This is a genomic window from Nesterenkonia sp. K-15-9-6 (genome assembly GCF_052656005.1).
Map to the genome: position 1 here is coordinate 1 of NZ_JBQYEY010000040.1, position 20,071 is coordinate 20,071.

Below are 20,071 nucleotides of genomic sequence, written 5' to 3' on the forward strand. Positions count from 1 at the left end.
GCCTCACCCCTGGTCAGGGGTGAGGCGCCCGCCTCACGAGTGCGGTGCCCTCAGGACTCCCGCTGGGCGGCGGCCCGCTCGGCGTCGCGCTGGCGGTCCTCCCTTGCCATCCGGGTCAGCTCAGCGCCGGCCTCGGCGTCCCGGGTGAGGTTCTCCCCGGTCGCCGGATCGAACAGATGGATCCTCCGGGAGTCCACCCACAGCGTGGCGGCGTCTCCACCGCGCAGCCGGGACGTGGCATCCACAGAGACCACCAGCTGGGTGCGCAGCTCGTCGGCGTCCATCTCCTCAGCCAGCGTCTGGAGGACCTCGGCCACCCGGGGGTCGTTCTCATAGGAGACGTACACGTACTGCTCGTTGCCGAGCCACTCGGTGTGGGTGAGCGTCGCCTCGAACGTCGTGCCCTTGGCGAGCTGCGTCTCCGTGAGCGTGGCGGCATCCTCGAAGAAGTCCGGCCGGATGCCGGCCAGCACGATCTCCTTGCCCCGCCCCGCGTCGGCCGTCCCCTCGGGCAGCTGGATCTCCCCCAACGGTGTCTGCAGGACGTCTCCCTCCACCGTGCCGGGGAGGAAGTTCATGGACGGGGCCCCGATGAAGCCGGCCACGAAGAGGTTGGCCGGCTGCTCATAGAGCTCCCGCGGGGAGGCGATCTGCTGCAGGACCCCCTTCTTCAGCACGGCCACCCGGTCGCCGAGGGTCATGGCCTCCGTCTGGTCGTGCGTGACGTAGACGCTGGTGGTGTTGAGGCTGCGCTGCAGCTGCGAGATCTCTGCACGCATTTGGCCGCGCAGCTTGGCGTCCAGGTTGGACAACGGCTCGTCGAAGAGGAACGCATTGGCGTGCCGGACGATCGCGCGACCCATCGCCACCCGCTGCCGCTGACCGCCGGAGAGGTTCGCCGGCTTCCGTTCGAGATGATCCGTGAGCTCCAGCATGTGTGCCGCCTGCCGGACTCGGTCGTCCACCTCCTGGTCGGAGAACTTCCCCTTCGTCAGCCGCATCGGGAAGGCGATGTTCTCATAGACGGTCAGATGCGGGTACAGAGCATAGTTCTGGAAGACCATCGCCAGGTTGCGGTCCCGGGGAGCCTTCTCGTTGACCCTCTCCCCGTCGATCAGCAGATCGCCGGAGGTGATGTCCTCCAGGCCCACGATCATCCGCAGCAACGTGGACTTTCCGCAGCCGGACGGACCGACCAGAATGACGAACTCGCCGTCCTCGATGTCGATCGAGACGTCGTTGACGGCGGGGAAGCCGTCGTCGTACTTCTTCACGATGTTCTTCAGGGTGATGGATGCCATGCTGACGTCTCCTCCACGGTCTCGACGCTGCGCGCAGCGTCCGGGTCTTCAGGTCTGGGACTCCCGCCCTGCGGGATGCTGAGTGAGCCGGCGACGCCGGTCGGTGCGGGTACGGTCATCCCTTCACCGCCCCCTGCGTCAGGCCGGAGACGATCTGACGCTGGAACAGCAGCACGAGGACCACCACGGGGATGGTCACCACGATCGCCGCCGCGGAGATCGCACCGGTGGGCTCCTCGAACTGGGAGGCTCCGGTGAAGAACGCCAGCGCCGCCGGGACGGGGCGTGCCGCCTCGGTGGAGGTCAGCGAGATCCCGTAGACGAAGTCGTTCCACGCGATGAAGAAGGCGATGATCGCGGTGGTGAACACCCCGGGCATCGCCAGCGGGACGATCGCCCGACGGAAAGCCTGCCACTGGGTGGCGCCGTCCACCTGCGCCGCCTGCTCCAGCTCCCACGGGATCTGCCGGAAGAACGCGGCCAGCGTCCAGATGGAGATCGGCAGGGTCAGCGACAGGTAGGGGATGATCAGGCCGAGCCACGTGTCGTAGAGCCCGATGACGCGCCACACGTTGAACAGCGGTGTGACCACAGAGATCACCGGGAAGATCGAGACCGCCAGGGCCGAGGCCAGGATGACCTTCTTGCCGGGAAAGTCCAGCCGGGCGATCGCATAGGCGCACAACGTAGCGAGCACCACGGCGACGAACGTGGCGATCAGCGTGATGCCGATGGAGTTCCGCAGCGCCGTCAGGAACAGCTCCTGCGCGTTGCCGAAGAAGATCATCTCGTAGTTCTGCCACGTCCACACCGTCGGGAGGAACGTGTTGTTGCCGAGGTCTCCGGGCGTCTTGAAGCTCGTCGCCAGGATCGCGGCGACGGGGAACAGTGCGTAGCCCAGGACCACGACAGTCAGCACGGTCCAGGCCAGGCGCTGGCGGCCGGTGAGCGTTCCGGAAGCAGCCATCACTTCTTCCCTCCCTTGCCGCCGGCGTCCGTGCCGCTGGCGAGATCGACTTTGAAGAACTTGATCGCGACGAAGCAGATCAGCAGCACGCACAGGAACAGCACCACCGAGATGGCCGAGCCGAGCCCGATCTCCAACCGTCCGATCGACGTCCGGTAGGCCAACAGCGAGAGCACCTCGGTGCCCGCATCGCCTCCGGTCATGATGAACACGTTGTCGAAGATCCGGAACGCGTCCAGTGCACGGAAGAGCACCGCCACCATGATGGCGGCCTTCATGTTGGGAATCGTCACCCGGGACATCTGCTGCCACCAGGTGGCCCCGTCCACCCGCGCGGCCTCCAGGAGCTCATCCGGGACCTGAGCCAGTCCGGCCAGCAGCAGCAGCGCGATGAACGGGGTGGTCTTCCAGATCTCCGAGGCCATGATCACGGTGATCGCGGTGCCGAAGTTCGCAAACCAGTCGAGGTCTCCCCCGATGCCCGGCACGAAGCCGAACCAGCTGTTCACGAACCCGGAGTTGATGTCGAACATGTAGTACCAGGCGAAGGCCGAGACCACGGTGATGATGCCGTAGGGCACCAGGATCGCGGTCCGGAGCATGCCCCGCAGGCGCTTCAGGGCCCGGTGCATCACCAGGGCCAACGCGAAGCCGAGCACCAGTTCGACGGCCACGGTGACCACCGTGATGAGCACCGTGACCAGCAGGGCGCGCCAGAAGACGCCGTCGGTGAAGATCGTGGCGTAGTTGGACAGGAACACGAAGTGTCGCTCGTCCGGGGCGGTGAGCCGGAAGGAGAAGAGCGAGTCGAAGACCGCCTGACCGATCGGGTAGGCGGTCACGGCGAGCATGATGACGAAGGCGGGTCCGGCCAGCAGCCAGCCGAGGCGCGCCTCCGCCTTGGCCCGATCGGACTTCGCGGCGCGGTGCTGCACCGCAGCCTCCCGCCGGGCTCGGCGGCTGTCGTCAGCGGTGGTGGTCACAGGAGACGCTCCCCTCTCAGCACCTCACCCACGGTGGTGTCGGCCTCGGCGGGGGTCCGCTCGGGGTCGACACCGCTCAGCGGGGTGTAGTTCAGCTGGATCGTGGTCGAGATCTCGTTGTAATAGGGCGTCTGAGGTCGCGGAGCGGCATTGTCCAGGGCCTCGCGGATGTCGTCGGCCATCGGGAAGTCCTCTTCGACCTGAGGGTCGTCGAAGGCCGCCTCCGAAGAGGGCGGGTTCCCGTTGGTGACGAAGTACTCGGTCTGGTTCTCGGGGGCGACGATGCATTCGATCGCCTCATAGGCCAGCTCGGGGTGCTCGGACTGGGACCCCACCCCGAGGTTGATCCCGCCCAGCGGAGGTGCCGACGGGGTGTCGGCATCCATACGCGGATACTGCGCCCACCCGATGTCGTCGGGCAGCTCCGCGTCGACCGTCCCGTCCTCGGCGGCCGCGTTGGTGGCCGCCCAGACGAACGGCCAGTTGACCATGAAGGAGCCGGCGTCCCGCTGGAAGAGCAGCATCGACTGGCCCTCGTCCATCGACGCGATGCCGGGGCCGCCGAGCCCTTCTGCACCGATGCGATGCAGCACCTCGGCCGCCGCTCGACCCGCGTCGGAGTCCAATGCGGTCTCCAGCTCGTCGGCCGGTGCGGTCGGGTCGGTGATGATCGACTCGCCCTGGGACTCGATCAGGGCGTTGAGCCATACCGTCATCGACTCGGCACGGATGCCCTGGACGGCGAGGTGCTTGTCCTGCTCCTCGGCGACGTCCATGATCTGTTCCCAGGTGACCGGCTCGTCCATGTCGAGCCCGGCCTCCTCCACCACGGATTCGCGGTACCAGAGGAGCTGGGTGTTCGCCCAGAACGGGATGGTGACCAGTTCGTCGCCCCACATCGCGCCGGCCAGCGCGCCGTCCAACGTGTCGGCAGTGGTGCGTTCTGCGACGTCCTCGGGCACCGGGGCAAGGAATCCGGGCTCTGCGAGCTCGGGGATGAACGGCGGGTCGAGGCTCATGATGTCCAGCGAGGTGTCCCCTGCCGCGAGGCGTCGGGCGAGCTGCTCACGCTGGGACGGGGCATCATTGGGCAGCAGCGAGGTCTGGATCCGGTAGGCGCCGTCGGACTGGTCGGTGCATCTTTCCGCGATCACCTGCTGGCCGCCGTCATCGGGGTTGATGTACCAGGTCAGGACAGGGGTGGCGTCTCCGTCACCGCAGGCGGAGAGGAGAAGCCCTCCGGCGAGGATCGCGGCCGCCGCGCGGGCCGGGCGTGATCGCGAGCGGCGGGCCGACGTCGCGGATCTCCTCCTCCGCGGACCGCCCGCGACCCTCGCAGGGCCTCCGGGAATCGATGAATCGGGCATGGACCGTCCACCTCTCTCAGGTCGGGGTGGCATCGCCGAGGAAAGGGTCAGGAACAGGTGCGCCCCCCGGCGATCGTTCTGTGAGTGCCCTCACTATATACCCCGAGAATCCCTGATCAGAGGGGTGACATACCTGCCTCAAGCACGGCTCACGCGGCAGACGGTCCTGGGCGGCTCGAGGGGGACGGGCCGCGGATGCAGGAATCCCCCGCCGGAACGGTCCGGCGGGGGATTCCTGAGGTGGGGGATTCCTGAGGTGGGGGCGCTGTGGCCCGCCTGCGACGGCTTCGGTCAGGCAGACTTCCTGCGCAGCTTCTTGACCTCGGCATGAGTGAGCAGCACAGGCTCGGCACCCTCTCGGACGACCTCCTCGGTGACGGTCACCTGCGCGACATCGTCACGACTCGGCAGGTCGAACATCACAGGATTCAGCACCGCCTCCAGGATCGACCGCAGTCCGCGGGCCCCGGTCCCCCGGGCTTCGGCCTGCTCCACGACGGCGGTCAGCGCGCCCTGTTCGAACTCCAGGTCGATGCCGTCGAGGGCGAAGATCTTCTGATACTGCTTCAGCAGCGCATTGCGCGGCTCGGTGAGGATGCGGATCAGGGCCTCCTGGTCGAGGTCCTCGACCGTGGCGACCACAGGTAGGCGTCCGATGAACTCAGGGATGAGGCCGAACTTGTGCAGATCCTCGGGTTCGACGTCGGCGTAGGTGATGTCGTCCCGGCTGATCGTGTTCAGCGGCGCGCCGAAACCGATGCCCTTCCGACCCGCGCGCGAGCCGATGATCTCCTCCAGCCCGGCGAAGGCGCCGGCCACGATGAACAGCACGTTGGAGGTGTCGATCTGCATGAACTCCTGCTGCGGGTGCTTCCTCCCGCCCTGCGGGGGGACGGAGGCCACTGTGCCCTCGAGGATCTTCAGCAGCGCCTGCTGGACACCTTCTCCGGAGACGTCGCGGGTGATCGAGGGGTTCTCAGACTTCCGCGAGATCTTGTCGATCTCGTCGATGTAGATGATGCCCTGCTCGGCCTTCTTGATGTCCCCGTCGGCGGCCTGGATCAGCTTGAGCAGGATGTTCTCCACGTCCTCGCCCACGTAGCCGGCCTCGGTCAGCGAGGTGGCGTCGGCGACGACGAACGGCACCTGCAGCTTCCGGGCCAGCGACTGTGCGAGGTAGGTCTTGCCCGAGCCGGTGGGCCCGACCAGCAGGATGTTGGACTTCCCGATCTCGACGTCGTCGAGGGGCCCCTTCTCGAGCGAGGCGGTCTTCTTCGCCGTACCGAGCGCCTGAATGCGCTTGTAATGGTTGTGCACCGCCACCGCCAGGAGCCGCTTGGCCTTGTCCTGACCGATGACATACTCGTCGAGGAAGTCGTGGATCTCCCGGGGAGTGGGGAGCTCGAAGTCATCAGGCTCCTGAACCTCGTTGAGGTACTCCTCGATGATCTCGTTGCAGAGCTCGATGCACTCGTCGCAGATGTACACTCCGGGGCCTGCGATGAGCTTGTACCGCACCTGCTTCTGACTCTTCCCGCAGAAGGAGCACTTGAGCAGATCGGCGCTCTCTCCGATTCGTGCCATGCCTCGCAATCCCCTCAGATCATCGGGTCCGGTCGTCCCGGGGCCTGTGCCGTCGGAACGGTGACCGCCCTCCCAAGGCGGTACGGATCAAGACTACGTCACCGCGGTGACATCCTTGGCGACCATGACTCGCCGTGTGTGCCGGGTCCTCCGCCGAGAGGCGGAGGACCCGGCACACACACGCAGCGCTCAGACGGGCAGCTTGCGGGAGGTGAGGACCTCGTCCACCAGGCCGTAGTCCTTCGCCGCGTCCGCGGAGAGGAACTTGTCCCGGTCGATGTCCTCGCTGACCTGCTCAGCGGACTTATCGGTGTGCTGGGCCAGCACCTCTTCCATCCAGGTGCGGATGCGACGGACCTCGTCGGCCTGGATGGCCAGGTCGGTGGCCGTACCCCGCTGGCCGCCCATGGAGGGCTGGTGGATCAGCACGCGGGCGTTGGGCAGCGCCAGGCGCTTGCCCGGGGTGCCTGCTGCCAGCAGCACCGCCGCCGCGGAGGCCGCCTGCCCCAGGCAGACGGTCTGCACGTGCGGACGGATGAACTGCATCGTGTCGTAGATGGCGGTCATCGCAGTGAAGGAGCCGCCGGGCGAGTTGATGTAGAGGGTGATGTCCCGCTCGGAGTCCATGGACTCCAGCACCAGCAGCTGGGCCATGATGTCATCGGCCGAAGCGTCGTCCACCTGGCTGCCGAGGAAGACGATCCGGTCCTCGAACAGCTTCGCGTAGGGGTCCTGACGCTTGAAGCCGTAGGGGGTGCGCTCCTCGAACTGCGGAAGGATGTAACGGGACTCCGGGGCGGGCATGTGCGGCATCGCCTGCGGGATCTGGGTGACGTCGTGGTTCATCGAAATTCTCCTGAAGTGTCCTGGTGGCCGGTCTCGTCGTGGCCTGTGTCGTCCGGGAGGTCTCAGACTCCGCCGCCGCCGGAGACGGTCGAGGAGCGCTGGGCGATCTTGTCGAAGAAGCCGTACTCCAGCCCCTCCTCCGCGGTGAACCACTTGTCACGGGCGTTGTCGTTGAGGATGGTCTCCACCGACTGGCCGGTCTGCTCAGCGGTGAGCTCGGCCATGACCTGCTTCATGTGCTTGATCAGCTCCGCCTGGATCCGCACGTCGGACTCGGTGCCACCGATGCCGCCGGAGGGCTGGTGCATCAGGATGCGCGCGTGCGGAGTGGCGAACCGCTTGCCGGGAGTGCCCGAGGAGAGCAGGAACTGCCCCATCGAGGCGGCCAGGCCGGTGGCGACGGTGACGACGTCGTTGGGGATGAACTGCATCGTGTCGTAGATGGCCATCCCGGCGGTCACCGAGCCGCCCGGCGAGTTGATGTAGAGGTAGATGTCCCGCTCGGGGTCCTCGGCCGAGAGCAGCAGCATCTGGGAGCAGATGGCGTTGGCGTTCTCGTCACGGACCTCCGACCCCAGCCAGATGATCCGCTCCTTGAGCAGACGGTTGTAGATGTAGTCGTCGCGGGACGCCGGGTCCACGGTCGACATGCTGGGCAGGCTCTCAGACATGGACGTTCCTCCACTCCAGTGTTCTCTCACGTCAGGACGGTCGAGCGGCGCCGCGAGATCGTCGCGCGCCGCGCAGGACCGTCCGTGCTGTCCCCGACATTACCTGGTGACCGCCCCGGGCCGAGGCGTGCCGCGGCGTCGTTCGCTGTTGGCGCAGGGTGCGGAGCTCCGTACTCCGACGCACCCCCTGCTCACGACGACGGCGGGCCGCCGGGCCTCTCGGCTCAGCGGCCCGCCGTCGTCGGGCTCAGTGCTGGGTCAGCACCGGTTCAGCGCGTCACGGACACGGACTCACTCCGGTCCGGCGGCTGCTCACTTCTGCTCGTCGGACTCCTCGTCCGCCGAGTCGGCGTGCTGCTCGTCGGCGGCCGTCTCGGTCTCAGCGACCTCGGCGACCTCCTCGGCGGCGCCCTCCTCCTCGTCGTCACCCTGCGGGGTCACGAAGTCGGACAGGTCGACGTCGTTGCCCTCGGAGTCCTTCACGACGGCGAGCTCGAGGACCTTGGCCAGCGCCTTGCGGCGGCGGACCTCGCCCATGATCATCGGCACCTGGCCGGCCTGGTCCAGCATCTGCGCGAACTGGTTGGGCTCCATGCCGTACTGGGAGGCCGTGGAGACGATGTACTCGATGAGCTCGCCCTGGTCGACGCCGATCTCCTCCTTGTCGGCGATCAGGTCCAGCACGATCTCGTTGCGGAATGCCTCGCGGGTCTGCTTCTCGATCTCCTCGCGGTGCTCCTCGGTGTCGTGGTCGTCGCCCTCGGCGTGGCCGCCCTGGCTGAAGTGCTGCTCCACCTGTCCCTCCACCACGGAGGCGGGGACGGGGACCTCGACGAGCTCCATGAGCTTCTCCAGGACCTTGTCGCGGGCCTCGACGCCCTGCTCCACGACGAGGTTCTCCTCGGCCTTGGTCCGCAGGTCTGCGCGGAGCTCCTCGATGGTGTCGAACTCCGAGGCCATCTGGGCGAACTCATCGTCGGCCTCAGGCAGCTCGCGCTCCTTGACGGCCTGCAGGGTCACCTTCACGGAGGCCTCCTCGCCGGAGTGCTCACCTCCGGCCAGGGTGGTCTCGAAGGTCGCGTCCTCGCCGGCGGAGAGTCCTTCGAGGGCCTCGTCGAGACCCTCCAGCATGGTGCCGGCACCGACCTGGTAGGACAGGCCGGTCGCGTTGTCGACCTCTTCGCCGTCGATGCTGGCGGCCAGGTCGAGGGTCACGAAGTCGTCGGTCGCCGCGGGCCGCTCGACGTCCTTGAGGGTGCCGAAGCGCGAGCGCAGCTCGTCGAGCTGCTCCTGCACGGCGTCCTCGTCAGCGGCGCGGGCCTCGACCTCGACCTCGAGGCCTGAGTACTCGGGCAGCTCCACCTCCGGCTTGACGTCCAGCTCACCGGTGAACTTCAGAACGCCCTCGTTGGTCTTGGGGTCCGGGATCTCCTCGATCTCCACCTCGGGGCGGGACAGCGGAGCGATCTCGGCCTCGGCCAGGCCCTGCTGGTAGAACTCGTTGAGGCCGTCGTTGATGGCGGTCTGGACGACGTACTCGCGGCCGACGCGCTGGTCGATGATCGGCGCGGGAACCTTGCCCTTGCGGAAGCCGGGGATCTGAACCTGCTCCGCGATGCTCTTGTATGCGGCCTTGATCTTGGGCTCAAGCTCCTCAGAGGTCACCTCGACGGTGAGCTTGACTCGAGTCGGGTTCAGATTTTCAACGGTGCTCTTGACCACGTGGGGGCTCCTGATAGATGACGACTGATCATGTCTGATGCGAGCTCTGGCAGAACCCGCAGCGTCGACCGCGGCCGAGCGGCGCCGCGAGCTTCGATGCTCCCGCTGCGCCTCGGCCGCCGTCGGGGTGACAGGATTTGAACCTGCGGCCTCACGCTCCCAAAGCGCGCGCTCTGCCAAGCTGAGCTACACCCCGATCGCCCGCCACCCGGACTGCGCGGCCCCCCGCAGCGCGGAGGAGACGGCGCCCGACAGACGGCACGGACCGATACACAATAGCGCGCCGCCGTCGGTCACGGCGAATCCGCGCCGCACTCTGCGGCAAGAGCCCGCGTCAGGTCTTCCATCAACAGCGCCTGCGTCCGTTGGTCCTGCTCGGCGTCCGGCTGAGGCCAGCTGGACAGTTTGACGATGACCGTGGACGACTGCGGATCCAACCAGAGGTGCTGACCATGGATGCCGAGGCCGGTGACGTTGCCGCGCCGGTTTCCCGTGCACCACCACTGCCGCGTATAGGAGCCGCCGGGGTAGACCGAGGTCCAGCCCTGGTCGACCATCTGGCGGGGATCTCCGCCAGCCAGGATGCTCTCGGCCCACTGCGCCGCGACCACGCGCCCTCCGGGCGCTCGTCCGCCGGCCAGCACCATCTCTCCTACCCGGGCGAGGTCGCGCGCCGTGCAAGAGACTCCGCCGTCGGCATGGGCGAATCCCGATCGATCCACCGTCACCATGGCATCATGATCCGGGCGAAGTCTGGACCACACACGATCAGCCAGCTGGTCTACGTAGCGGGCCCCGGTGGCCCGCTCGATCGCCCAGGCCAGCACATCAGTGGTCGCCGAGCAGTACTGGAAACGCCCCTGGGGACCCGCGCCGGTGAGCGTGCGCAGAAAGCTCCACGTGTCACCAGGGTCTCCCGGCCGGGGCCCTCTCCAGCCAGCGCTGCGGTCATGACGTTGCAGCTCGGATCGAGGGTTCAGATAGTCCTCGTCGTAGTCCACGCTGACTGTCATATCCAGCAGGTCAGCGATTGTAGCTCGGGCATAGGCACCCTCAGCCAGCTCCGGTACGAAGCTGATCACGCGGTCCTCAAGACTCCACAGACCGTCCATCGTCAGCGATCCCGCCACGAGCCCGCACAGCGACTTTGACACGCTCATGATCAGATGCTGGTCATCCGGCCCGCAGCCGGGGGCGTACCACTGCGCGGCGACCTGTCCCTGACGGACGACGAGCAGAGCATCCGTGTGAGTCTCTTCGAGCCGATGCGAGAGATCTGGAACCCGCATCAGCAGCCTGGGCATCTCCCCCGCTTCATCACCTGCCGCAGCGCGGGAACCCGTCGACCGGCGATGGATGCGCGCTGACGGCAGGACCTCGGAGAGGTGGGTGAACGCCCAACGGACGTGCGGGGGTTCCTGCCAGGTGTCGATGGTGGGGCGAAGCGGCACTGCCGGCCTGAGCCGGTTCACCGGCGCGGACAGGTCTGCCTGGGGAGGACGTCCACCCTGGGTCATCGCGCTCCTCCTCGCCGCTCATGGGCGACCGACCACCTGTGCATACGCCGACCTCCCCGCGTCATGGTGGCATACACGGCGCCCGCGACGATCGCTGAGACCGGCACAGAGAGGTCCAAGCCTCCCAGCGCCGCTGAGAGCGGGCCGGTGCCGAGCTCGGTGGTGAGGGCCAGCGTGCCAGAGGCCATCCCTGCCAGGAGTGCGGTCAGTCCGGCGGGGCTGCACCCGGCCACACCCCAGTAGGGGCTGTTCGCCGTCGCGTCCAGCAGCCCCGGCCCGTCATAGCGGTATCGACGCATCAGTGCGTCCATACACAACAGTGTCATCGTCGGGGCCGAAATCACGATCAGAAGCTGCAGCAGCAGGTTCACCGCTTCGAGCAGTCCGGTGGAGAACACCAGCACGAGGGTCAGTCCGGTGGCGACCAGGCCCACCGCCACAGCCGCGGTGGTCCTCCTCATCGGGAGTCCGATCGCCTGCAGCACCATGGATGCGGTGTAGGTGGTCATGGCGTTCAGCGCCACCGTGTTCAGCACCACGCCGAGCACGAAGAGCACGCCCAACCAGGCCGGCAGCAGCCCCAGCAGGGCGTGCTCCACCCCGATCTCGAGGGCCACAGGGCTCATGGCGGTGGCCAGCAGCGCTCCGACGGCCGTGAAGACGATGCACGGCAGGGCGCCGCCGGCGGCGGTGGCGATGGCGATCCGCCATCGCGGAGTCTCCTGGGGGAGGTATCGCGCCATGTCCGGGCTGTTCGAGAAGGACAGCGGGGTCGAGGCCAGCACGGCGAAGCCGATGCTCAGCACCACCCAGAGGTGGATCCCCTGCAGCGGCTCCGGCTGGCGGAAGCCCCAGTCGACCGCTGTCAGGCTCACCGCCGTGACCAGAACGAATATCACCAGCAGGATCCCGGTGATCCAGCCATAGGCCCGGGTGATGAGTCCATGCCCGTATACGGCCACCAGCACGGTGGTCACGGAGACGACGATGGTGACGGCCACACGAGCCGTTCCTGAGTCGGCCAGTCCGGCCATGGTGACGATCTCGGCTCCCATGTAGGTCGACGCCAGCCAGTTCAGCGCGAGGAACACCGCAGAGATGAGACCCCCGTAGACGACCATCACGCCGGAGTTTCCACGGATGCCATAGACAGCACGGGTGATCGCGGAACTCGCGGTACCGGCCGCAGGACCGGCGGCAGCGGCGACTCCGGTGAGGATCCAGGGCAGGTTGCCCACCACGATGAGGATCATCGCCTGCCACAGCTCGAGCCCCATGAAGATCAGTGACGCACCGATGGTGAAATTGAGCACGCTGACCATGGGAGCGGCCCACACGAAGAGAAGGTCCCGAGGACGTCCTCTGCGCTCGTGCTGCGGCACCAGCCTGATGCCTCGTGTCTCAAGCTGCACCGATGGTCTCGCCGGGGCATGCCCTCCATCGCGCCTCCCCCCAAGACTCGCCTCGGCCGCACCACCTGCCTCCCGCAGAGAGATCCGGACTTCAGCATGCCCGGGCATCTCCTGGGCTCGATGGTCGTGTGCCATGACATCTCCCTGCTCCAGTGCACGATCCGCACCGGTCACGCCGGTTATTGGTCTTATGACCAACACTCTGTTGGTCACTCATCCAATAAGATGGAAGGCATGGTGTCAAGGGTCACATCCACGAACTCCCGCAAGGCCCCCGGCGAACGTCGGGACGAGATCATCGCGGAAGCTGCCCGACTGGCGGTCACAGCGGGCCTCGAGAAGATCACTCTGCGGGCCGTCGCCGCCGGCATCGACGTCAGGCCAGGCCTGATCAGCCATTACTTCCCCACCGTCGAGGATCTTCTGGTGGTCGCGTGCGAACGCGCACTCTCGGACGAACGCACTCGACTGATCCCCGCAGAAGGTGCACCGCTGACACGGCTGGCCCGAATGATCGCCCGGCTGGAAGGTGGCCACGCCGACGATCTGGCCCGACTGTGGCTCAACGCCCGCCATCTCTCTCGGCATCACCCGCGCCTCGGAGAGGCACTCGTGGCCCAGGAGGAGCAGGACAGAGAGCGTCTGATGGGGCTGATCCGGGACGGCATCGCCGAGGGGGCTTTCCCTGCGCAGGATCCATTCGCCGCCTGCGTCCGCATATTCGTCGCCGTCGACGGCGCCGGGGCGTACGTGAACTCACCGACACCCTTCGACCATGTGACCTACCACCGATTCATCACCGACGTCGCCCAATGGGCCCTCGGGATCACCGATGACTCCCTTCGTCAGGCCGTCGACTGTGCCACCGCCGAACTGATCAGGCCCTGAGACGTGGACGCGACACCACAAGTGCCGGAACGGAAGAAGCACACTTCACGAGCCGCCCGGCACCTGCGATCTCACAGCAGAGACGCCGCTCGCCCTCGCCGTGTCGCCACCAGCATCACGAGCGGACCAGATCGATCTTCGGTCCGTGGAGCGTCGTCACTCAGGGCTCGTAGTGGATCGGCGCATTCGGCCCCAGCGGCAGGTCCAGCCACATCCAACCCGTGGTCATCAGCGTCCAGGCCGCCATGAAGGCCAGCGAGTACGGCAGCATCACGGAGATCAGGGAGCCGATGCCGATGCGTTTGTCATACTTCTGCGCCACTGCGATGACGATCGCGAAGTAGGTCATCAGCGGGCTGAGGATGTTCGTGGCCGAGTCCGAGACCCGGTAGGCCGCCTGGGTGAACTCCGGAGAGATGCCCAGATGCATCAGGATCGGCACCATGACCGGGGCGAGCATGGCCCATTTCGCCGAGGCCGACCCGACCAGCAGGTTCACCACGGCCACGAAGCCCATGAACAGCAGGATCAGCGGCAGCCCGGTGAGATTGATGGACTCCAGGAGGTCGGCTCCGCCGACCGAGACCAGCAGGCCGATGTTCGACTGGTTGAAGTAGGCGATGAACTGGCCTGCGGTGAAGGCCAGGACCAGGAACATGGCCATCCCGGCCAGCGTCTTGGAGACGTGGTTGATCACGTCCGTGTCATTGCGGACCACCTTGGTGACGATTCCGTAGACGAGCCCAGGCACGAAGAACGCGATGATGATGACCACCACCAGGGAGCTCATGAACGGCGATTGGACGACCGCGCCGTCCTCGCCGCGCAGCACACCGTTCTGCGGGACGATGAGCAGCAGGAGCAGACCCACGGTGATCACCAGCGAGATCCCGGCGGCGATCATGCCCTTCTTCTCCACGGCGGTGATCTTCAGGGCCGAGCGGTCCTGATCCGCCAGGACGCCTTCGCCGTGCCAGGAGCCGAGGCGCGGCTCGACCACGAACTGGCTGACCAGGGTGCCGACGACGGCCAGCAGCGCGGTGGAGGCGATGATGAACCAGTAGTTCATGGCGAGGTTCATCTGCTCGGCATAGGCCGGGTCCACGGTCGCCGCGGCCTCGATCGTGAGCTCACCGAGCATGACGTCGGTGGCCGAGAGCAGCAGATTCGCGCTGAACCCCGCCGAGACGCCTGCGAAGGCGGCGGCGATGCCGGCCAGAGGGTGGCGCCCCACGGCGATGAACAGGATGGCCGCCAGAGGGGGCAGCACCACGTAACCGGCGTCGGAGGCGACCGAGGACATGATGCCTGCGAAGACGATGCCGAAGGTCACCAGGAACCGCGGGATGGACAGGATGAACGTCTTCAGCGCCGTGCCGATCAGCCCGCTCTGCTCGGCCATGCCGATGCCGATCATGGTCGCCAGGACCACACCCAGCGGTGCGAAGTTGATGAAGTTGTCCACCGCTGAGGTGAACATCCATTCGATGCCCTCTGCGGAGAGCAGGTTGAAGACCTCGACCTCCTCGCCCTCCAGAGGGTCGGTGACGCTGATCCCGGCCTGCGAGAGAGCCCAGGACAGCACGACGACGAAGGCCGCGAGCAGAGCGAACAGCGTGGCCGGGTGCGGCAGCTTGTTGCCGAGGAACTCGACGAGGTCGAGAAAGCGCTGGAAGAGGCCGTGTCGCTTCCCCGAACCGGTGATGGGTCCGCGCGCGGCGTCCTCGCCCTCGGGTCCTGACGCGCTTGAGCCGGGTTCCGGCTCCTGAGTGGTGGTGCTCATCGGGTGGGTGTCCCCTCGGATTGTTGTGCACAAGACAAGACACCCGACGGCGGGTCGGCCGGCGGGTGCTGAGGCACACCATATTGCGTCGACTTGTGATGTGCGTCAACTCTGACGCACCCGTGAGCACTGTCACAGGCGTCTTCCGAGGACAGTGACCAGCAGTGATGTGCCTCCGAGCCTCCCCGGAACGTCCGAGCGTCTCGGCGCGCCGGACCGGCTCGAGTCCGCTCCATGCGGCGGGCCGCCGCTCCTCCCGGCAGGGAACTCCGTCACCTCCTGTGGGTCTCGACGGCGCGCACGGGCGCATCCGCACGGCCGGCTTCTCCTGAGCGGTCGATGGTCCCGCCCGACGACCATGCCTGACGATTGCGTCGCTCCAGGTCAGACCTGGTTCGATCACACTGGTGTGCTGTCATCCTGCCAGGCGCGCCTGCCTCGGTCGGTGCCGGTTCCGACCCCGAGATCTCGTGGAATCCGGTGAGGCGCGCTGGTCTTGTGGGCCCTGTCATCGAGGCATACTCTGGCGGCATCCGCTCAGGAACCGCCGAGCGGGCAGAGCACTGAGGAGTCCTGTCATGACCAGTCTCGCCACCGTCACGTCCTGCGCCGCCACGTCGTGCGCCTTCAACGACGGCGCCTGCCGCGCTGATGCCGTCACCATCACCGGTTCCGCCGGCTCCCCCAGCTGTGGGACCTTCATCGCCCTGGATGTCCGCGGCGGTCTGCCGACCGCTGAGGGACACGTGGGGGCGTGCCAGCGCTTGGAGTGCGTCCACAACACCGACCTGATGTGCTCCGCCGAGGCCGTCACTGTCGGTGGTGACACCGCGAACTGTCTCACCTACTCACAGGAGTGAGCTGACGGGGCGCCCGAGGGCTCGGGGCCTCAGGCCACCTGCACGCACCAGGCCCGCAGCGCGGCCTCGAATCCGGCCGCATCCGTGACCGGCTGGTCGAACGCGATCAAGACGGCCCGCACCTGATCGCCCTCGCGCACCAGCCACGTGCACCCCTCGGCGTCGACGTCGAGCAGCATCTGCTCCACTGACCCGTCGAGCTCCCGCGGAGCCGGCAGGGTCCGCCCGAGGATGCCGCGCCGCACACCGTGCGCGAGTTCTTCCATCAGCCGCGCCACGACCTCGGGGGCGAGTGCAGCGGCGGTGTCCAGCGCGCTCCATTCTTCGATGCCCAGCGGCCATGCCCCTGGCTGCGCCACCTGGTCCCACGGAAGCTTCTCCACGTCCTCGCGGGCGTGGACCAGAACGCTGTCGCTCTGCACCATGGCCACCCGCGCGAATGGCGCCGCGGCGGCTGCGACCAGCTCGTCTGACACGGCGTGCTCGGTGAGCGCATGGTGGGCGGCATCGGGACTGAGCATGTGCACGCGACCCAGCGCATGGAGACTCGCGACCTGCACCCGGACATCCGCCTGCGCACCGAACTGGTCGATCTGCAGCCGGACGTCGGCCTCATCTCCTTCGGCAGCGGTCGGCGTGCCCTCTGATCCCAGGACGACGAGCCAGGCGCCGACGTCGGTCATCCCGTGGGCGAGGACCGCAAGCTCCCGCTGTGGCTCCTCTCGATATGCCACGAGACTCAGCCGACCGGCGCCCGCCAGCAGCCGCTGGGCCGTCGACGTCGCGCAACGACGGCGCAGCGCCACCCCGTCGACCAGGCGCGCCACATCGCGCGCAGTGCCTGCCCTCTCACCGGCCATAGCGTCTCCCTCGGATGGGTCGGAGGAGCCGGACGCCCGCTCCGCAACAGATCCTCATCCATTGAAGCACAGCCACAGACCTTTAGGGCACACAATCATGAGGTAATTCACGCCCTCGATCCCTCGTAGGGCCCCCGTGCGCCACGCCGGCTCACGATCAGTGCAGGTCAGCCTTCCGGCTGGTGACCGTCACCGAGAAAGCTCGATCACTCCCAGCGGACGTCATCGGGCGACTTGTCACCCCGCAGACCCCTCCACACGGCCCGACTCAGGGAGGCGGACGTCTGGCCGGGAGAGCTCTAGGCCACGGCGTCGCTGTCGCTCAGGTCCTGCAGCGGGTCCAGCCCGTCTGCCACGCGCCGCAGGACCTCATCGCATTCGAGCTGCCGCAGATCAGGATCCTCCAGCTCCTCCCAGGTACGAGGCGCCGCGACGGTCGGACGCGGACGTCCTCGCAGGGAGTAGGGGGCCACGGTGGTCTTGCTTCGGCTGTTCTGGCTCCAGTCGATGAACACCTTGCCCCGTCGGGCGGACCGGTCCATCCGACTGACCACCTGGTCAGGATGCTCCTTCTCAAGCGCCTGCGTGAGCTCCTGGGCCACAGCGGACACCTCGGGAGAAGTGCGTGAGCCGTCAAGCGCCGCATACAGGTGGATCCCCGCCGAGCCGGAGGTCACCGGGATGCCGGTCAGCGCCATGCCGTCCAGCAGCTCGGCGCACCAGCGGGCCACCTGGGCACAGTCACGCAGGTCCGAGCCGTCTCCGGGGTCGAGGTCGAGGACCATGCGGTCCGGTGGCTGCGGGTCGCCGGCGTCGTCGACACGCCACTGGGGGACGTGCAGCTCGAGGGCCGCCACCTGACCGAACCATGCCAGCACCGCCTCATCGTCCACCAGAGGGTAGGTGGTGGTGTGATCCTGGTGCTGCTGATCGATCCGCGGCACCCAGTCCGGGGCGGAGTCTTCGAGGGCTTTGCGGAAGAAGGGCTTCATCGGGCTCTCCGCCGTGCCGACACCGTCGGGCCACCTCTTGCGGGTGACCGGGCGGCCACGAAGGTGCGGCACCATCACCGGAGCGACAGCCCGCAGGTACTCCTGCACGTCGGCCTTGGTCATACCCGTGGCCGGATACATCTCCTTGTCCAGATTGGACAGGCTGAGTCGTCTCCCTGCCACCGTGACGCGCCTGCGCTGTGCTGACGAGCCTGTCGACATCGGGAACCTCCTGTCTCCGACGGCCGTTCCGATCACCAGTGTCAGGCACCTCCGTTCCCGGCGGAACCGCTGCGGCGCCTCGCAAGGCCGTAGGAGGCTCCAGGGAACGGTCCTACACAGGTACGACAGGGTCAGCCAGGGCCAGGAGGAGAGGTGGGCCTGAGCCAGGCGTAGGATGGCGCTATGGCTTCTCGTGCGTTCGACGGCCCGCAGAAGGATCCCGGGATCGCCCTGGTGCTCACCATCCTGGGCTTCTTCTTCGTGGCAGGGCTGCAGTACTTCTACCTGGGGAAGATCCTCAAAGGGATCCTCTTCCTGCTGACCCTGGGATTCTTCTACATCGGCACCATCATCTCGCTGTTCACCATCCGGGGCGAGACCCGGCGGGTCAACAGGCAGCGCCTGTTCGGCCTGCGCTGAGGCGCTGCCTCACAACATCACCGGGCCAGCTCAGCGAGCGCCTCGGCATCGCGCAGCGTGATGACCCCGTAGCCGACACCGATCACGCCGCGCCGCTCCAGGTCCTTGAGCACCTTGTTCAGCGAGGGCCGCTGGACGCCGATCATCGCGGCCACGGTGCGCTGAGGCAGCAGCACCTCCCCCTGCACTGCCTCATCCAGCAGCACCTGGGAGATCTGGGCGGTCAATGACCGACCCAGCAGGCCGATGATGCGGTTCTGGCTCATCGCCAGGCGCTCGGCGATCGAGGAGAGCCATCGGCGGGCGATCGCCGGATGGTGCCCCAGGAGGCGCTCGAAGCCGTCGGCCTCCAAGTGCAGCGCGGTGACCTCCTCCAGTGCTCGGCCCGTGTACGGGAACGGCATGTCCAGGAGCAGCTGCACGTCGCCGTCGACGTCCCCCGGATGGAGCACGTGGACCACGGAGCGACGCTCCCCCGCCCCCGCGATGAGCTCGACCCGCCCGCTGCGGATGATCCACACTCCCGCCGACTCGGGCTCGGCTCCGGGGGCCATCCCGTCGGCGAAGAGCTTCTGCCCCGGCTCGAACTGGCGAGTGGTCAGGTAGGTCGCGATGGCGGAGACATCGGTGGCGCTCAGGGGCGCCGATGCACCGCGGCCCACGCAGCGCGCCACCCAGGCGGCCTGCCGCAGAGCGGCCATCTCGGCGTCGGGGCCCGCCGTCTCGGCCGTCACCTGCTGCCAGGGAAGGGTGAGGAATCGTGAGGGCGCCATGGCATCGATTATGTCATCAGGCTGACATTCGGGTCAGTACCTCGCGTTCGGCGTCGTGGAATGGAACCACCGGGGAAACGCCCCGGTGCCGCACCTGCGGCATGTGGAGAGGAGAGGGACATGACTTCCACTCAGGGAGCCCACGCCGCCAGAGCGGCGGGAACGCTGACACGCCGTGCTGTCCATGGCGGCCTGGGAGGACTGGCGGGCGGCGTCGTCTTCGGCATGATGATGGCGGCGATGGGGATGTTGCCCATGGTCGGCGCTCTGGTCGGTGTCGAGAGCGCCGCCGTCGGAGGCCTGGTGCACATGGGCATCTCGCTGCTGTTCGGCGTCGTGTTCGGCGTCGTGATCACCAGCGCTCGGCCTGCACCGCTGCTGCTGCTCGGTGCCGGCTACGGCGTCGTGCTGTGGGTCGTCGGTGCCCTGCTGATCATGCCCGCCATGCTCGGCATGCCGGTGTTCATGATCAACGCCATGACCCTGCAGAGCCTCGTCGGGCACCTGGTCTTCGGGCTCGTGACGGCGGCCGCCGTCTGGCTGCTGCGCCGTCACTCCGGGAGCCTGGACCTCGGGGACATGCGGGCCCAGCACGCCTGACCGTCGGGTCCTCAGCACCGTGCCGACGGGTGTCTCACGGTTCCGTCGGCACGGTGCTGAGCTGGCGCGATGAGGATCACAGGCGGAGGGGACCCCTCGAGTTGGCAGGGCCACGAAGCCGGTGCTAGAGTTTCATGTCGTTGCGCAGATGACTGAGCAACGGATCGCGGAAGCGACGACCTGCAGCCGAGGGCCTCTAGCTCAACTGGCAGAGCATCAGACTCTTAATCTGCAGGTTCCGGGTTCGAGTCCCGGGGGGCCCACTCTGACGAGTGCAGGTCGTCGCCTCCGCTCTGACGAGCC

Annotated in this window: 18 protein-coding genes and 2 tRNA genes; 5 read left to right on the forward strand and 15 right to left on the reverse strand. The window is 67.3% G+C overall.

Features of this window, described 5'->3' with window-relative positions:
* Positions 1-50: 50 nt before the first annotated feature.
* The 11 genes from SD455_RS15995 to SD455_RS16045 all read right to left on the reverse strand — a co-directional run bounded on the left by SD455_RS15995 (position 51) and on the right by SD455_RS16045 (position 12,370).
* Positions 51-1,301: an ABC transporter ATP-binding protein gene (locus SD455_RS15995; protein ID WP_070160460.1), complete on the reverse strand. Its 1,251-nt coding sequence runs from the start codon at positions 1,299-1,301 to the stop codon at positions 51-53.
* A gap of 115 nt (positions 1,302-1,416) precedes the next feature.
* Positions 1,417-2,268, reverse strand: coding sequence for a carbohydrate ABC transporter permease (locus SD455_RS16000; protein WP_070160512.1), 852 nt, complete (start codon positions 2,266-2,268; stop codon positions 1,417-1,419).
* On the reverse strand, positions 2,268-3,251 hold the full coding sequence (locus tag SD455_RS16005; RefSeq protein ID WP_396954345.1) for a carbohydrate ABC transporter permease: 984 nt from the start codon (positions 3,249-3,251) through the stop codon (positions 2,268-2,270). The genes SD455_RS16000 and SD455_RS16005 overlap by 1 nt, the downstream gene beginning before the upstream one ends.
* Positions 3,248-4,618, reverse strand: coding sequence for an extracellular solute-binding protein (locus SD455_RS16010; RefSeq protein WP_085437088.1), 1,371 nt, complete (start codon positions 4,616-4,618; stop codon positions 3,248-3,250). The genes SD455_RS16005 and SD455_RS16010 overlap by 4 nt, the downstream gene beginning before the upstream one ends.
* A gap of 291 nt (positions 4,619-4,909) precedes the next feature.
* On the reverse strand, positions 4,910-6,202 hold the full coding sequence (gene clpX / locus SD455_RS16015; RefSeq protein WP_070160462.1) for an ATP-dependent Clp protease ATP-binding subunit ClpX: 1,293 nt from the start codon (positions 6,200-6,202) through the stop codon (positions 4,910-4,912).
* Positions 6,203-6,391: 189 nt separating this feature from the next.
* Positions 6,392-7,048, reverse strand: coding sequence for an ATP-dependent Clp protease proteolytic subunit (locus tag SD455_RS16020; protein WP_070160464.1), 657 nt, complete (start codon positions 7,046-7,048; stop codon positions 6,392-6,394).
* A gap of 62 nt (positions 7,049-7,110) precedes the next feature.
* Positions 7,111-7,698: a ClpP family protease gene (locus SD455_RS16025; RefSeq protein WP_070160513.1), complete on the reverse strand. Its 588-nt coding sequence runs from the start codon at positions 7,696-7,698 to the stop codon at positions 7,111-7,113.
* Between the two features lie 333 nt (positions 7,699-8,031).
* Positions 8,032-9,441: a trigger factor gene (gene tig, locus SD455_RS16030; protein ID WP_070160466.1), complete on the reverse strand. Its 1,410-nt coding sequence runs from the start codon at positions 9,439-9,441 to the stop codon at positions 8,032-8,034.
* A gap of 122 nt (positions 9,442-9,563) precedes the next feature.
* Positions 9,564-9,637, reverse strand: a tRNA-Pro gene (locus tag SD455_RS16035).
* Between the two features lie 97 nt (positions 9,638-9,734).
* Positions 9,735-10,958 (reverse strand): serine hydrolase domain-containing protein, encoded by a 1,224-nt coding sequence (locus tag SD455_RS16040; protein WP_085437087.1) that lies wholly within the window; start codon positions 10,956-10,958, stop codon positions 9,735-9,737.
* Positions 10,955-12,370, reverse strand: coding sequence for a purine-cytosine permease family protein (locus tag SD455_RS16045; RefSeq protein WP_445508692.1), 1,416 nt, complete (start codon positions 12,368-12,370; stop codon positions 10,955-10,957). Before SD455_RS16045 ends, SD455_RS16040 begins: the two co-directional genes overlap by 4 nt.
* 234 nt (positions 12,371-12,604) lie before the next feature.
* Between SD455_RS16045 and SD455_RS16050 the strand changes: the two genes are divergently transcribed.
* Complete coding sequence (locus tag SD455_RS16050) at positions 12,605-13,258, forward strand: TetR/AcrR family transcriptional regulator (protein ID WP_070160470.1); 654 nt, start codon at positions 12,605-12,607, stop codon at positions 13,256-13,258.
* Positions 13,259-13,418: 160 nt separating this feature from the next.
* On the opposite strand, the gene SD455_RS16055 is transcribed toward SD455_RS16050, so the two are convergent.
* Positions 13,419-15,041, reverse strand: a complete 1,623-nt coding sequence (locus SD455_RS16055) for an AbgT family transporter (RefSeq protein ID WP_445508693.1) — start codon at positions 15,039-15,041, stop codon at positions 13,419-13,421.
* Positions 15,042-15,619: 578 nt separating this feature from the next.
* Between SD455_RS16055 and SD455_RS16060 the strand changes: the two genes are divergently transcribed.
* Positions 15,620-15,901 carry a DUF1540 domain-containing protein gene (locus SD455_RS16060; protein ID WP_085437085.1) on the forward strand — a complete coding sequence of 94 codons (282 nt, stop codon included), beginning with the start codon at positions 15,620-15,622 and terminating at the stop codon, positions 15,899-15,901.
* A gap of 29 nt (positions 15,902-15,930) precedes the next feature.
* On the opposite strand, the gene SD455_RS16065 is transcribed toward SD455_RS16060, so the two are convergent.
* Together SD455_RS16065 and ligD are read right to left on the reverse strand one after the other, a co-directional pair.
* Positions 15,931-16,761, reverse strand: coding sequence for a hypothetical protein (locus tag SD455_RS16065; RefSeq protein ID WP_445508694.1), 831 nt, complete (start codon positions 16,759-16,761; stop codon positions 15,931-15,933).
* A 299-nt stretch (positions 16,762-17,060) separates the two neighbouring features.
* Entirely contained in the window at positions 17,061-17,975 is a 915-nt protein-coding gene (gene ligD / locus SD455_RS16070; protein WP_445508695.1) for a non-homologous end-joining DNA ligase, read from the reverse strand.
* Between the two features lie 183 nt (positions 17,976-18,158).
* On the opposite strand from ligD, the gene SD455_RS16075 reads away from it, so the two are divergent.
* Positions 18,159-18,395 carry an NINE protein gene (locus SD455_RS16075; RefSeq protein ID WP_070160476.1) on the forward strand — a complete coding sequence of 79 codons (237 nt, stop codon included), beginning with the start codon at positions 18,159-18,161 and terminating at the stop codon, positions 18,393-18,395.
* Positions 18,396-18,412: 17 nt separating this feature from the next.
* On the opposite strand, the gene SD455_RS16080 is transcribed toward SD455_RS16075, so the two are convergent.
* Positions 18,413-19,168 (reverse strand): Crp/Fnr family transcriptional regulator, encoded by a 756-nt coding sequence (locus SD455_RS16080; protein WP_085437084.1) that lies wholly within the window; start codon positions 19,166-19,168, stop codon positions 18,413-18,415.
* Positions 19,169-19,288: 120 nt separating this feature from the next.
* Between SD455_RS16080 and SD455_RS16085 the strand changes: the two genes are divergently transcribed.
* Positions 19,289-19,768, forward strand: coding sequence for a hypothetical protein (locus SD455_RS16085; protein WP_445508696.1), 480 nt, complete (start codon positions 19,289-19,291; stop codon positions 19,766-19,768).
* A 190-nt stretch (positions 19,769-19,958) separates the two neighbouring features.
* Positions 19,959-20,031: transfer RNA gene (locus SD455_RS16090), tRNA-Lys, on the forward strand.
* Positions 20,032-20,071 lie beyond the last annotated feature (40 nt).

Excerpts from the sequence above, each read along its gene's own strand:
- SD455_RS15995 (WP_070160460.1), bottom strand. The coding sequence starts at position 1,301 with ATGGCATCCATCACCCTGAAGAACATCGTGAAGAAGTACGACGACGGC.
- SD455_RS16085 (WP_445508696.1), top strand. The coding sequence starts at position 19,289 with ATGACTTCCACTCAGGGAGCCCACGCCGCCAGAGCGGCGGGAACGCTG.
- SD455_RS16060 (WP_085437085.1), top strand. The coding sequence starts at position 15,620 with ATGACCAGTCTCGCCACCGTCACGTCCTGCGCCGCCACGTCGTGCGCC.
- SD455_RS16050 (WP_070160470.1), top strand. The coding sequence starts at position 12,605 with ATGGTGTCAAGGGTCACATCCACGAACTCCCGCAAGGCCCCCGGCGAA.
- SD455_RS16065 (WP_445508694.1), bottom strand. The coding sequence starts at position 16,761 with ATGGCCGGTGAGAGGGCAGGCACTGCGCGCGATGTGGCGCGCCTGGTC.
- SD455_RS16080 (WP_085437084.1), bottom strand. The coding sequence starts at position 19,168 with ATGGCGCCCTCACGATTCCTCACCCTTCCCTGGCAGCAGGTGACGGCC.
- SD455_RS16075 (WP_070160476.1), top strand. The coding sequence starts at position 18,159 with ATGGCTTCTCGTGCGTTCGACGGCCCGCAGAAGGATCCCGGGATCGCC.
- SD455_RS16020 (WP_070160464.1), bottom strand. The coding sequence starts at position 7,048 with ATGAACCACGACGTCACCCAGATCCCGCAGGCGATGCCGCACATGCCC.
- SD455_RS16025 (WP_070160513.1), bottom strand. The coding sequence starts at position 7,698 with ATGTCGACCGTGGACCCGGCGTCCCGCGACGACTACATCTACAACCGT.
- clpX (WP_070160462.1), bottom strand. The coding sequence starts at position 6,202 with ATGGCACGAATCGGAGAGAGCGCCGATCTGCTCAAGTGCTCCTTCTGC.
- SD455_RS16040 (WP_085437087.1), bottom strand. The coding sequence starts at position 10,958 with ATGACCCAGGGTGGACGTCCTCCCCAGGCAGACCTGTCCGCGCCGGTG.
- SD455_RS16000 (WP_070160512.1), bottom strand. The coding sequence starts at position 2,268 with ATGGCTGCTTCCGGAACGCTCACCGGCCGCCAGCGCCTGGCCTGGACC.
- SD455_RS16010 (WP_085437088.1), bottom strand. The coding sequence starts at position 4,618 with ATGCCCGATTCATCGATTCCCGGAGGCCCTGCGAGGGTCGCGGGCGGT.
- ligD (WP_445508695.1), bottom strand. The coding sequence starts at position 17,975 with ATGTCGACAGGCTCGTCAGCACAGCGCAGGCGCGTCACGGTGGCAGGG.
- SD455_RS16055 (WP_445508693.1), bottom strand. The coding sequence starts at position 15,041 with ATGAGCACCACCACTCAGGAGCCGGAACCCGGCTCAAGCGCGTCAGGA.